Annotated in this window: 7 protein-coding genes; 3 read left to right on the top strand and 4 right to left on the bottom strand. The window is 70.5% G+C overall.

Annotated features, from left to right (window positions below):
• Positions 1–13 precede the first annotated feature (13 nt).
• Both FSZ13_RS13135 and FSZ13_RS13130 read right to left on the bottom strand, forming a co-directional pair.
• Complete coding sequence (locus FSZ13_RS13135; RefSeq protein WP_145480424.1) at positions 14–763, bottom strand: MlaE family lipid ABC transporter permease subunit; 750 nt, start codon at positions 761–763, stop codon at positions 14–16.
• Positions 763–1,551, bottom strand: coding sequence for an ABC transporter ATP-binding protein (locus FSZ13_RS13130; RefSeq protein WP_145480422.1), 789 nt, complete (start codon positions 1,549–1,551; stop codon positions 763–765). Before FSZ13_RS13130 ends, FSZ13_RS13135 begins: the two co-directional genes overlap by 1 nt.
• Before the next feature lie 232 nt (positions 1,552–1,783).
• On the opposite strand from FSZ13_RS13130, the gene recC reads away from it, so the two are divergent.
• The 3 genes from recC to recD are packed head-to-tail and all read left to right on the top strand — an operon-like array spanning position 1,784 to position 10,658.
• Positions 1,784–5,128, top strand: coding sequence for an exodeoxyribonuclease V subunit gamma (gene recC, locus FSZ13_RS13125; RefSeq protein ID WP_145480420.1), 3,345 nt, complete (start codon positions 1,784–1,786; stop codon positions 5,126–5,128).
• Positions 5,125–8,772: an exodeoxyribonuclease V subunit beta gene (gene recB, locus FSZ13_RS13120; RefSeq protein WP_145480418.1), complete on the top strand. Its 3,648-nt coding sequence runs from the start codon at positions 5,125–5,127 to the stop codon at positions 8,770–8,772. Before recC ends, recB begins: the two co-directional genes overlap by 4 nt.
• A complete protein-coding gene (gene recD, locus FSZ13_RS13115) occupies positions 8,769–10,658 on the top strand; it encodes an exodeoxyribonuclease V subunit alpha (protein ID WP_145480415.1) in 1,890 nt (629 codons plus the stop codon). Before recB ends, recD begins: the two co-directional genes overlap by 4 nt.
• A gap of 27 nt (positions 10,659–10,685) precedes the next feature.
• Here the strand turns inward: recD and FSZ13_RS13110 are convergent, their stop codons facing one another.
• Both FSZ13_RS13110 and FSZ13_RS13105 read right to left on the bottom strand, forming a co-directional pair.
• Complete coding sequence (locus FSZ13_RS13110) at positions 10,686–11,102, bottom strand: hypothetical protein (RefSeq protein WP_145480413.1); 417 nt, start codon at positions 11,100–11,102, stop codon at positions 10,686–10,688.
• 36 nt (positions 11,103–11,138) lie between these two features.
• Positions 11,139–13,163: an FUSC family protein gene (locus FSZ13_RS13105; RefSeq protein WP_145481162.1), complete on the bottom strand. Its 2,025-nt coding sequence runs from the start codon at positions 13,161–13,163 to the stop codon at positions 11,139–11,141.
• Positions 13,164–13,177 lie beyond the last annotated feature (14 nt).

Below are 13,177 nucleotides of genomic sequence, written 5' to 3'. Positions count from 1 at the left end.
GAGCGTTATGGCGTCAGCGGAACAGCATGGCCGACAGCACGAAGTTGAACATCAGCACCAGCAGCGAGGCGTTCACCACCGCGCGCGTGGTCGCCACCGAGGTGCCTTCGATGGTCGGCTCGGCGTGGAACCCCACGTACGAAGCGACCAGTGCGGCGGTACCGCCGAAAATGGCCGACTTCAGCATTGCCACGCCGAAATCGTCCCAGAAATCCACGCTGTTGCTCAGCGCCGACCAGAACACGCCGTTGTCCAGCCCGAGCACGTGCACCGCTTCGAAGTAACTGGCGCTGATCGCCAGCGAGCAGAAGATGCCGGTCAGCAGGGGCACGGTCAGCACCGCCGCCCAGAAGCGCGGGGCCACGACCTTGGCCACCGGGTCGATCGCCATCAGCTCCAGCGCCTTGATCTGGTCGGTGGCGCGCATCAGTCCCAGTTCGGCGGCGATCGAGCTGCCGGCGCGGCCGATGAACAGCAATGCGGTCAGCACCGGTGCCAGCTCGCGGTAAAGCGACAGGCCCAGCAGCGTGGACAGCGCATCGGCGGCGCCGAAGGTGGTCAGCGTGCGGTATCCCTGCAGGGTCAGCACCAGGCCCACGAACGCGCCGCCGACCGCGATGATCGGCAGCGAACGCGCGCCGACCTTGTAGATCTCGCGGGTCAGCTCGGCCAGGAAGTCGGCGGTGGGCAGCGAGCCGCGCAGCACGGTGAGCGAGAACAGACCGGCGCGGCCCAGCGAACGGGTGCTTTCAACGAACGGCATCAGGCCACCTTCGCGCGTGGCGCGGCATCGAACGGGATCGGGCCGTCCGGCTGCCCGTGCAGGAACTGGCGCAGCAGCGGGTCCTGGCTGGCCTCGAGCGCGGCCGGGCTGCCCTGGAACACCACCCCGCCGTTGGCGATGGCGATCACCTGGTCGCAGATCGGCAGGGTCTCGTGCACATGGTGGCTGACGATGATGCTGGTCAGGCCCAGGCTGTGGTTGAGGCGCTGGATCAGGCTCATGATCACGCCGCTGGCGATCGGGTCCAGGCCGGTCAGCGGTTCGTCGTAGATCATCAACGGCGGGTCCAGGGCCAGCGCGCGCGCCAGCGCCACCCGCCGCGCCATGCCGCCAGAGAGCTCGCGCGGCCACGCGTCGGCCGCTGCCAGCAGGCCGACCGCGTGCAGCTTCATGTCCACCAGCCGGCGCAGGACCGGTGCCGGCAGCCGGGTATGCGTGCGCAGCGGCAGCGCCACGTTCTCGGCCACGGTCAGGTCGGTCAGCAGGCCATTGCCCTGCAGCAGCACGCCCACGCTGCGGCGCATCGCGCGCAGGGCGCTGCTGCCGGTGGGAATCGGCTGCCCGAACAGGGTCACGTTGCCGGCCACCGGGCGCAGTTCGCCGGTCAGCGCGGCCAGCAGCGTCGACTTGCCGCTGCCGGACGGACCCAGCACGGCAGTGATGCTGCCGCGCTGTACCGACAGCGAAACATCGCGCAGGATCGCGCGACCGCCGCGGTCGATCCGCACGTTGTCCAACTGCACCAGAGGTTCTTCGGAAGCCGTCATGGTCGCCATTAACAAAATTCCAACGTTCTAAGATCGTGGTGAACGGCTGAACAAAACCGAACTGAAGCGTGCAGTATTGTCGCACGCGGGCGCTGGATGCCCCGCCCGAACGGGGGATATCGATGCAACAGAGCGTGCCGTGCCCTCGCCCGATTGGGTCGCAGGCGACATCCAGGCCCTGGCCATTATCAGAGAGGGTGAGAATGGCGCCGCGCTGCGGCACACTGCCGCGATGACCGATCCCGCTTCAGACTTCCGCCTGTACCACTCCAATTCGCTCGACGTACTGGCCGCGCTGCTGGCGCGGACGCTGCGCGAGCCGGTGGCCGGGCAGTCGATCCTGGAGCCGGACGTGGTGTTGATTCCCCAGGTGGCGATGCGTCGCTGGCTGCAGTCCACCCTGGCCGCCGAGTATGGCATCGCCGCCAACCTGGCATTCCTGACCCCGGGCGAGTTCGTCGCGCGCGCGCTCAACGCCAACGTGCCTGGCGAGCATGACGACCTCACCGCCGCCGCCCTCCACTGGAAGGTGTACGCCGCGCTGACCGATCCGGTGCTGATGGCGCAGCCGCCGCTGCGCGCGCTGCAGGCCTACCTGTCCCAGCCGGACCCGCTCAAGCCGTGGGCGCTGGCCGGGGAACTGGCGTCGGTGTTCGAGAAGTACCAGGCATGGCGCCGTGACTGGCTGCTGCGCTGGGAAGCCGGCGCCGACCCGCTGGATCCGCAGGCGATCCTGTGGCGCCGCATAGGCAGCGGCCACCAGTACCGCGCGCGCCGCATCCATGCTTATCTCGACGGCTTTGAAGGCGCCGAGCGTCCGTTGCCGGCGGGGCTGCCGCCGCGCCTGTTCGCCTTCGCCACCTTGAACGTCTCGCCGGATGTGCTGCGCGTGGTGGCCACCCAGGCGCGGGTCGGCACGCTGCACTTCTACCTGCCCACGCCGACGCGTTCCTACTGGGGCGACCTGCAGACCCTGGGCGGGCGGCTGCGCTCTGGCGCGGTTGATCCGTTCGGCAATGGCAGCGACGAGAACCGCCTGCTGCAGGCATGGGGCGCGGCAGGGCGCGACTTCATGGCGGTGCTGGGCAGCTATGAAGTGGTGCATCCGTCCGGTGAGATCGCAGCCTACGACGATCCCGAAGACGACGCGCGCCCGGACATGGCGCACGGCGGCCTGTCCGACAGCCTGCTGCACCGCCTGCAGCGCGACCTGTTCCACCGCCGCGCGCAACCGGCCGGTGCGCTGCGCCCGGGGCTGCTGCGCAACGACCCCAGCCTGCAGGTGCATGCCTGCCACACCCGCCTGCGCGAACTGCAGGTGCTGCACGACCAGCTGCGTGCGCTGCTGCAGGACCCGCGCTTCGATCCGCCGCTGCAGGCCCGCGACATCGCGGTGCTGGCACCGGACATCGACCCCTACGTGCCGTACCTGGAAGCGGTGTTCGGCGGTCGCAGCGGTGGCGACGACCACATTCCCTACGCCCTGGCCGATACCAGTCCGCTGACCGGCGAACCACTCGCCGATGTTTTCGTGCACCTGCTGGGATTGCCGGTCTCGCGCTTTGGCCTCAATGAAGTGCTGGACCTGCTGGCGAGCGCCCCGCTGGCCGAAGCGGCCGGGCTGGATGCGTCCGCGTTCGACCGCCTGCACGACTGGCTGCAGGCCGCCGGTGCGCGCTGGGGCTTGAGTGCGGCGCACCGCGCGCAGCACCAGGCACCGGACGACGATGCCTACACCTGGCAGTTCGCGCTGGACCGCCTGCTGCTGGGCCATGCCAGCGGCAGCGACGGCGACATCGCCGGGGTGGCGCCGTGGCCGGAGCTGGAAGGCAGCGCGCTGGATGCGCTGGACCGCCTGCTTCGGCTGATGCGGGTACTGGCCCGTTACCAGCGCGCACTGGGCGAGGCGCTGACACCGGCGCACTGGCGCCAGCGCCTGCTGGCCATGCTGGATGCGCTGTTGCCCGAGGCACCGGAAGCGGCCAGCAGCCAGCGCGCGCTGGAACGCCTGCGCAAGCTGGTCAACGAGTTTGCCCGCGACGCCGAACGCGCCGGGTTCAACGGGACGGTACCGCCAGAGGTAGTGCGCGCACATTTCGCCGGCGCCTTGAGCGAGGCCGACACGCGCGCGCCGCTGCTCACCGGTGGCATCAGCTTCGGGCGGATGGTGCCGATGCGGCTGCTGCCGTTCCGGGTGATCTGCGTGCTCGGCCTGAACGATGGCGATTTCCCGCGCCGCGACCCGGCCGCCGGGCTCAACCAGCTCACTGCCGAACTGGGTACCGACAAGCGCCGCCACGGCGACCGCTCGCTGCGCGAGGACGACCGTTTCCTGTTCCTGCAGCTGTTCGCCTCCGCGCAGGACGTGTTCTACCTGAGCTACCTGGGCGCCGACCCGCGCGATGGCAGCGTGCGCGAGCCCTCGGTGCTGGTGAGCGAGCTGATCGATGCCGCCGCCGAATACCATGAGGATCCTTCAGCGGCGGCAAAGCAGTTGACCGTGCGCCATTCGCTGCAGCCCTTCTCGCCGGCCGCGTTCGGTGGCGGCGATGAGCCGCGCCGTTTCAGCTACCGCCAGCAGTGGCACCCGGCCGCCGGGTCGCTGGGCAGCGTCCGCCGCGCGCCGCCGGCGTGGTTCGAGCAGGCGCTGGCGCCGCTGGAGCAGGAGGGCACGGCCGAACTCCCGCTGGACGCGCTGCGCCGCTTCCTGGTCGATCCCGCCGGGCAGTTCCTGTCGCAGCGGCTGGGCCTGCGCCTGCCCGATGACCTGACCACGGCCGACGACCTGGAGCCACTGGTGCTGGCCGGCCGGGGACTGGAACAGCGCCTGCTGCAGCACGCGGTGATCGAGGCGACCCTGCAGGGCGATGACACCCCTCTCTATGCACGCCTGCGCGCCCGCGCGCTGCTGCCGTCCGGCGCACTGGGCGAACGCCAGTTCCAGGCCCTGCAGGAGCAGACCCGCCCGTATGCGCTGGCACTGGCCCAATGGCGCGGCGACAGCGACGCCGACAGCCGCCGCTATGAGGTGGAGATCGATGGCGTGCGCCTGCATGGGCGGGTGGACGATATCCACCCGCAGGGCATCGTGCGCCTGCGCGCGGGCAGCTTGAACGGCCCGGCGGCGATCCGGCATGGGCTGGACTGGCTGCTGGCCAACGCCGCCGGCGATGCGCTGGCGCTGGTCGAGTTCCACGACGGTGGCGACGACGGGGTAGGCCCGCACGTGCTGCCGGCAGTGCCCGCGCCCACGGCGAGGGCGGCACTGCAGGCGCTTCTGCAGCTGCGCCGCGACGGCATGCGCTCGCCCCTGTTGTACGGTCCGTACACCGCCTGGACGCTGTACCGCGCGCCGGCCGCCAAGCGCGAAAGCGAAGGCTGGGCGCAATGGCATGGCGGCGAACGCCGCTGGGGCGAAGCCAGCGGCGATGCGGTGCAGCTGGCCCTGCGCGGCCGCGATCCCTTCGCCGACGCAGACAGCTATCAACAGCTGCTGCACACCAGCTTCGTGGTGTTCAGTGCGGTCCGCGAGGGCCGGGTGTTCCAGGGCTTCAGCGACGAAGGAGCCGTGGCATGAGCGGGCTGATGCTGCAGGACGACCCGTACCTGTCGCTGCCGCTGGACGGCGTGCGCCTGATCGAGGCCAGCGCCGGCACCGGCAAGACCTTCACCCTGGCCACGCTGTTCACCCGGCTGGTGGTGGAGCAGGGTTACCGCATCGGCCAGATCCTGGCGGTGACCTTCACCGACGCGGCCACCCAGGAACTGCGCAAGCGCATCCGCGAGCGCCTGGCGCTGGCCGCGCAACTGCTGGCGCGCGCACCGGCCGCCGACGACGCACCCGAGGTGCAGCTGACCCGCTACCTGCTGCAGCGCGAACTGGCGCAGGGCCGGGAAACACCCGCAGCGTTGGCCCAGCGCCTGCAGACCGCCGCCGATGAGATCGACCTGGCCTCGATCTTCACCATCCATGGCTTCTGCACCCGCGTGCTGCGCGAGCACGCGCTGGAAAGCGGGCATACCTTCGACCCGCCCACGCTGCTGCCCAGCGAACGCGAACTGCACGACCAGCTGGCGGCCGACCTGTGGCGCGTGCACGCCAACGACCCGGCCACGGTGGATGCGCTGACCCGGTTGTGGTCCTCCCCCGATGCGTTGGCGCGCGACCTGTCGGCGCTGATCAAGCCGTTACCCCTGCTGCCCGCGTTGCCGCAACAGCACCTGCAGGATCCCAGCCCGGCGCTGCAGGTGGCCGCCGAGGCGCTCGTCAGTGCGATCGACGCGCACGTCGACGCCGCCCAGGCCAGCATTGCCAATGCCTTCGAGCGCAAGCTCTTCGACGGTCGCCGCGCGCGCCGGCCCAGCTTCGACAAAGCCTTTGCCGAGCTGCTGGCCGGTCGTGCGGCGCGCACCTGGCCGCGCGGTGCCACCTCGCACCTGGGCAAGCTGCTGCCGGTGGCCCTGCTCGCGTTCTGCAAGGAGGACCAGCAGGGCCATTGCCCGGCCTCGCCGCTGTTCGATGCGCTGCAGACCTGGTGGCACGCCGCCGATGCCTACGACCAGTGGCTGCGCCAGCAGGCGCTGCTGCTGCTGCACCAGCTGCGCGGGCAGGCCCGTGCGCGGCTGGACGAACTCAAGCGGGTCGGCCGCGTGCAGACCTACGATGACCTGATCGACGGCGTGGCCGCCGCACTGGAGGGCCCGCACCGCGCGGCGCTGGTGCAGCAGCTGCGCGCACAGTACGCCATTGCGCTGGTGGATGAGTTCCAGGACACCGACGACCGCCAGTGGGGCATCTTCCAGCGCGTGTTCGGCGATTCGCCCGAAACCCGCGACGCCGGGCTGGCGCCGGCGCTGTTCCTGATCGGCGATCCCAAGCAGGCCATCTACGGGTTCCGTGGCGGCGATATCCACACCTACCTCAAGGCCAAGCGCGAAGCAGAGGCCGCACCGGCGTTGAACCGCAACTTCCGCTCGCGCCCCGGCGTGCTGCGCGCGCTGCAGGCGTTGTACCAAGCCGCCGGCGAGCGTGCGTTCCTGGAAGCGGACATCGCCTTTGAACCGGTGCTGCCGGGCAGTACCCGCAGCGATGCCGATTTCCTGCGCGATGGCCAGCCCGCACCCGGGCTGACCCTGCGCCTGCTGCGCAGTGACGATGGCGCTGACTTCAAGGCAGACCCCTCGCGCCAGCAGGCCACCGAAGCCTGCGTGGCCGCGATCCACCAGGTGCTGCTGGAGGGTCGCGAAGGCCGCGCGCTGCTGCGCGGGCAGCCGGTGCAGCCAGGCGACATCGCAGTGCTGGTGCGCCGCCACCATGAAGCCACCCGCATCCAGCGCGCGCTGAGCGCGGTGGGCATTCCGGCGGTGGCTGCCGGCAAGCAGAGCCTGTATGCGACCGCCGAAGCCCGCGAGCTGCGCGTGCTGCTGCTGGCCCTGCTGCAGCCGGCCGATGAAGGCCGCCTGCGCGCGGCGCTGGCGACCGTGCTGCTCGGCGAAAACGCCGCCTCCATCGACGCGATGGAGCGCGACGGCGACCCGCAGCGTGCGTTCCAGACCCGGCTGCTGCTGTGGCGGGAACGCTGGCTGCGCGGCGGGCCGTTCGCGGTCATCGCCGACCTGTGCGCCGAACACGCCGAGCGCCTGCTGGGCCTGCTGGATGGCGAACGCCGGCTCACCAACTACCTGCAGCTCGGCGAGCTGCTGCAGCAGGCCGCGGGCCAGGCGCTGGGCATGCACGGCCTGCTGGACTGGCTGCAGGTGCAGATGGCACACGCCGACCAGGACGACGAACAACAGCTGCTGCGGCTGGAATCGGATGCGCGCCGGGTGCAGATCATCACCCTGCACAAGAGCAAGGGCCTGGAATACCCGCTGGTGTTCCTGCCGTTCGTGGGCATCGACAGCGGTGGCGGCAACACCGACTCCAACTGCACCGTGTACGCCGACGGTCGCCGCGAGCTGCACTGGAAGCTGGACAAGGACGAGGCCTGGAGCGCGGCCAGCGAGCGCAGCGCACAGGAGCAACGCGCTGAAGACGCGCGCCTGCTGTATGTGGGCCTGACCCGCGCCGAGCACGCGTTGTGGATCGCGGCCGGCGACCTGGCCGGGCTGGCGAAGACGCGCCTGGCGCCGATGCTGTCCGATCTGGAAGCGCTGCGCGCGCACCCGGACATCGCGGTGATCGAAGGCCCGGTGGAGCCACGCCCGGCGCAGCTGCCAGTGCAGCGCGAAGGCGAGCTGCCGCCGGTGCGCGCCATCACCCGGCGCGTGCCGCATGACTGGTGGGTGTACAGCTTCACCCAGCTGGCCCACGCCGATGCCGGCCACGACACCGACGCGGTCGCCACCGAAGCGCCAGCCCCGGCTGCCGACGAACCGGCCGGCGTGGAACTGCCGCTGGAGGTGGAACCGCCCGCGCCCGGTGAGCCGCAGCCGGAGATCGACCCGCGCTTCATGGGCAGCCGCTTCGGCAACGTGCTGCACGATGCACTGGAGAACACCGATTTCGCGCGCTGGGCCGAGTGGCGCGCGGGCGACCCGGCACCGGGCGATGAGGCCGAGGTGCTGCGCGAATCGCTGCGCAGCGAAGGCTACGCCGATGCCGACCTGGATGACGGCGTGGCGGTGCTGGTGCCGCTGGTCGGCCAGACCCTGACCGTGCAGCTGCCCGAAGGCGGCGCGCTGCACAGCGTGCCGCTGCACGACAGGCGGGCCGAGATCGAGTTCCACTTCGCCATGCAGCCCACCGCGGTGCCGGCGCTGCTGCAGCTGCTGCACCACCACGGGCTGGTGCCGGACCGCCGCGGCTTTGGCACGCGACGCCAGCTCGAAGGGCTGATGACCGGCAAGATCGACCTCACTTACGTGCGCGATGGACGCTGGTATGTGCTCGACTACAAATCCAACCGTTTGCCCGGCTACGACGCCGCGCGCCTGGCGGCCGCCATGCAAAGCAGCGAGTACGACCTGCAGGCATTGATCTACACCGTGGCACTGCACCGCTGGCTGCGCTTCCGGCTGGGCAGCCACTACACACAGGAACGCGACCTGGGCGGCATCCGCTATCTGTTCTGCCGCGGCCTGGAAGCGGGACGCGCGGACGCACCCGGCGTGCATGCGCAGCGCTTTGCCCCGGCCCTGGTCGAGGCGATGGATGCACTGTTTGCAGGCGGCCCCGAGAAGCACACCGAACTGGTGGCACGCGCGCGGGGTGAGGCATGAGCCTGCTCGACGCACTGCTGAAGCAGGGCACCCTGCGCACGCTCGACCATGCGCTGGCGCAGAGCCTGCGCCGGCTGCAGCCGGAGACGCCGGATGCGGTGCTGGCCGCCGCCGCGCTGGCCTCGCTGGCGGTGGCGCAGGGCCACGCCGGCGTCGACCCGGCAGCGCCCCGGCGGTTGGTGGATGCCGAGCTGGACTGGCCTTCGCCGGACACATGGCTGGCGCAGCTGCGTGCATCGCCGTGGGTGGCATCGCCCGACAGCGACGACGTGCTGGCCGCCGATGCACCGCTGGTCCTCGAACACGGCCTGCTGTACCTGCGCCGTTACCGCGAATACGAACGCCGTTTGGCACTCGGCCTGCAGCGCATCGCCGCGCATTCTCTGCCGGCGCACGATCCGGGCGGACTCGCCGCGCTGTTCGCCCAGCTGTTCCCGCAGGCGCTGGAGGGCATCGACCACCAGGCGCGCGCGGCTGCAGTGGCGCTGCGCCATCCGCTGGTGCTGGTCACCGGTGGCCCCGGTACCGGAAAGACCACCACCATCGCGCGCCTGCTGGTGCTGCTGGCCGCGCAGGCGCAGCAGGCCGGTGCGGCCCTGCCACGGGTGGCACTGGCCGCCCCCACCGGCCGCGCCGCCGAGCGCATGGCCGACAGCCTGCGCCAGGCGCTGCAGCGGCTGCGCCTGGTCGGTGTCGCGTCCGAACTGGCCGAGGCCATGCCGACCACCGGGGCGACCCTGCACCGGCTGCTGGGCGTCATTCCCGATTCGCCACGCTTCCGCCACCACGCAGACAACCCACTGCCGTACGACATCGTGGTAGTGGACGAGGCCTCGATGATCGACCTGCCGCTGATGACCAAGCTGGTCGAAGCGGTGGCCAGCGGCACCCGGCTGGTGCTGCTGGGCGACCCGGACCAGCTGCCGTCGGTGGAAGCCGGCGACGTGCTCAGCGCGATCCTGCAGGCCAGTGGCGACGGCCTGGGCACCCAGGCCGATGACGCCGCCGCGCTGCGCCCGCTGCTGGCCGCCCCGGCGTTGCTGCCGCTGGCCCCGCCCCGCGCCTTCGCCGGTCGCCGCGTGCAGCTGCAGCGCGGCTATCGGCAGAGCGATGCGCTGGACCTGGCGCCGCTGGCGCGCGCGGTGCGCGAGGGCGACAGCGCCACCGCACTGCAGCTGCTGCGCGGCGGTACCCTGGCCGGCGTGGCGTTCCACGAAGACCAGGTCGACCCACTGCTGCAGCACCGGCACACCCTGCTGGCGCACTGGCGCGGGTTGGGCGAAGCCGATGATCCGGTGCAGGCGCTGGCGCAGGCCGGCCGGCTGCGCCTGCTCACCGCGCTGCGCGAAGGCCCCCAGGGTGCGCGCGGGCTGAACGAGCGGATCGAAGCCGCCCTGGCCGGCAGTGCGCGCCCAGGCAGCGGCCCCCGCTACTTCCACGGCCGGCTGCTGCTGATCACCGAAAACAGTTACCGGCACCGGTTGTTCAACGGCGATATCGGCTTGTGCCTGCGCAGCCGCGAAGGCGCGATGCTGGCCTGGTTCCCCGGCGACAGCCCGGAGCAGCCACGGGCCTTCCACCCGGCCGCGTTGCCCGCACACGAAAGTGCCTTCGCCATGACCGTGCACAAGGCACAGGGCTCGGAGTTCGATGAGGTCTGGTTGCAGCTGCCCCGGCGCGACAACCGGGTGCTGTCGCGCGAGCTGGTGTACACCGGCATGACCCGCGCGCGGCAGGCATTGCATGTACTGGGCAGTGCAGAGGTGCTGCAGGCCGCGTTGGCGCGGCACGCCAGCCGGTTGTCCGGGCTGGCGCAGCGACTGGAGGGTAGAGCCGGGCCTTGCCCGGCTGCGCCTGCAGAGCCCGCCCAAGGCGAACTCTGGTAGAGAAAAGCGCTACCGCGCCCTAAAGAATCAGGCGTCGCCTTCTTCTTCTTCCCCGGGAATCAGCACGGTGCCGTCCGGGTACACGATCGCACCGTCGCCGCTGACATCGAAGAAGCCGATCTGGTGCTTGTTGGCCAGGATCTGCACCTGGCCATGGGCGTCTTCGGCCACCTCGTCGTCGAACGAGGCATAGATGATATGGGTGCCGATGCTGTAGTCGGTCACCTGCGGGCGGTCATCCTCGTCATCGGACAGCGGGCCATCCATCGGCGGGAAATCTTCGGCCAGTTCGGTGAAGAAGGCCTGCAGCGCCGGCACCGAGACGGCGGCGTCGTCGTACTCGTGCTTCTCGTTCCATTCGGTCTGCGCGTTGTACCACTGCAGAAACGCCTCCACTTCGCGCGGCGCCACGGCCGGGTCGAACACCATCACGTCATAGCTCATTGGGGTTTACCTTGTTCCATGCAGGAATGCAGGGCGTCAGGATACTCCGCCCTGTGTGACCGCCAGCTGCTCCGGGAACAACGCATAGCGCAGCCCCAGCACGCCCATCAGCGCTTCATCACGCGCCTTGCCGGCCTCCACCGTCTGCACCCGCTTCAGCGAGGCCTCCAGTTTGGCCTGCAGCGCTGGCGGCGCCGGATGTGGCCGGCGCAGCGCCACCTGGGCGCGGTAATGCGCGGCCACGTCGTCCAGGATCGCCTCGATCGCCTGCATGCTCGCCGCCGGCAGCCCATGCCGTGCCCGGCGCAGCTGCAGGATGTTCAGGCCGATGCGGGCCTCGGTGAGCATGTCCACCGAGGCGATGTCGCTGCCCTCGGGGGTGGCCGCCAGGCGCGGGGCGAGCAGGCCCAGCAGGTCCAGCATGCGTGCGGCGAACTGCTGGCGGTCCTGCTGGCCACGGCCTTCGGCCGCTTCGGCCAGCGTGGTCCAGCCCTGGCGCACCAGGCGGCGGGCGGTCCATTCAGCGCCCACCGAGCGGAACAGGCGGGTCATCACCACGGCAAAGCCAATGCCGATGAACATCGCCACCGAGGAATTGATGAAGCTCTGGATGTTGGCGCTGTAGGTGTTCTGCACGTTCAGCAGCGCCACCAGGTTGACCGTCAGTGGCAGGCCGATCAGCGCGGTCTGCGGGCGGTGCAGGAGCAGGCCCAGCGGCAGGAAGATCACCGCCAGCACCAGCGCCAGGCTGCCGAAGTCGTGCACCGCCGGGAACACGCCGAACAGGTACACGCCGGCCACCAGGCTGGCCACGATCGCCCACAGCAGGAACTGCAGCATGCTGGGCGCCGGGTCGTCCTGCGCGGCGAAGAACGCGGCGGCCACCGCGGCCATCATCGCGCCGTTGCCGCCGCCTTCCCACCCCAGCCCGATCCACAGCGCGCAGTAGGTCATCAGCGCCACTCCGGCACTGGCCGCCGAGAACAGCGCCATGCCGTAGTCCACGTGGCGGCCACCGGCAACGCGTTTGGCGTTGATCCGGTAGTGCGCGCTGTCGAGCGGCGCATTGCCGTGTTCGATGGCCTGCTGCAGGGTGGTGCAGTCCTGCCACAGGTCGACCAGCTCCTCCAGACGCAGCAGCAGGGTGACCAAGAGCAGGTGGTCCAGTTCGCCGTCCACCGCCGGCTTCATCGCCAGGATCCGTGCGCGCAGGGCGGTGTATTCATCGTCGGTGGAACGGCTTGGCCGTTCCAGCCAGGCCGCGATGTCCTCCACCAGCGGCTCCAGACCGGGCGGCAGCGCGCGCCCGCCGGCGCGCAGCGCACCCAGCCGGTCGGCGATGGACGACAGCACCGGCAGCATCAGCAGCATGCGTTCGCGCAGCCGTTCCATCGACACCGCGGCACCGGCATGGCGGGGGTCATCGCGGCGCAGGAATTCGATCAGTGCCTCGAACTGCACCAGGTCGGCGGCCAAGCGGTTGCGTGGCGCGTGCGCCTGGCCGCGCAGCAGGATCTGCCGGCACCACTGCGCCGCGTCGCCCATCCAGTTGCCGATCCGCGCGCGCAGCATCGGCCGCACCGAGGTCGGGAAGAACAGCGAGGCGAACAGCACCGCCACCACCGTGCCGAGGATGATCTCCTCGCTGCGTGCCACCACCGTGTCGAAGATGGTGTCCGGCGAGGTCACCGCCGGGAAGCCGATGAACGCGGTGGTGTAGCCGGCCAGCAGGAACGCATAGCCGCGCGGGCCGCGGTTGAGCAGGGCGATGAACAGACACGCCGACAGCCACAGCGACATCGCCGCGCTCAGCAGCAGCGGGGTTTCCACCAGGTGCGGCAGCATCCACAGCGTGGCCGCGCCGGCAATGAGTGTGCCGACGATGCGGTACACGCCCTTGGCCCGGGTCGGGCCGAGCATGGGCTGGGTGACGATGTAGACCGTGGCCATCGCCCAGTACGGGCGCGAGAGGTTGCTGGCCAGGCCGATGTAGAGCGCGGCGAGGGCGGCCAGGAAGGTCTTTACCGAAAACAGCCAGGCGTGGCGGTCGAGCAGCAACATGGGGTTGGGATTGG

Source organism: Stenotrophomonas rhizophila, from assembly GCF_007667275.1.
GTDB classification, from domain to species: domain Bacteria; phylum Pseudomonadota; class Gammaproteobacteria; order Xanthomonadales; family Xanthomonadaceae; genus Stenotrophomonas; species Stenotrophomonas maltophilia_AE.
The sequence above is the reverse complement of the archived record's forward strand: the minus strand, read 5'-3'. Positions and strand labels throughout refer to the sequence as shown.

Bases quoted from the DNA above. Each gene is read 5' to 3' on its own strand.
- FSZ13_RS13110 (WP_145480413.1), bottom strand. From the start codon at position 11,102: ATGAGCTATGACGTGATGGTGTTCGACCCGGCCGTGGCGCCGCGCGAA.
- FSZ13_RS13105 (WP_145481162.1), bottom strand. From the start codon at position 13,163: ATGTTGCTGCTCGACCGCCACGCCTGGCTGTTTTCGGTAAAGACCTTC.
- recC (WP_145480420.1), top strand. From the start codon at position 1,784: ATGACCGATCCCGCTTCAGACTTCCGCCTGTACCACTCCAATTCGCTC.
- recD (WP_145480415.1), top strand. From the start codon at position 8,769: ATGAGCCTGCTCGACGCACTGCTGAAGCAGGGCACCCTGCGCACGCTC.
- recB (WP_145480418.1), top strand. From the start codon at position 5,125: ATGAGCGGGCTGATGCTGCAGGACGACCCGTACCTGTCGCTGCCGCTG.
- FSZ13_RS13130 (WP_145480422.1), bottom strand. From the start codon at position 1,551: ATGACGGCTTCCGAAGAACCTCTGGTGCAGTTGGACAACGTGCGGATC.
- FSZ13_RS13135 (WP_145480424.1), bottom strand. From the start codon at position 763: ATGCCGTTCGTTGAAAGCACCCGTTCGCTGGGCCGCGCCGGTCTGTTC.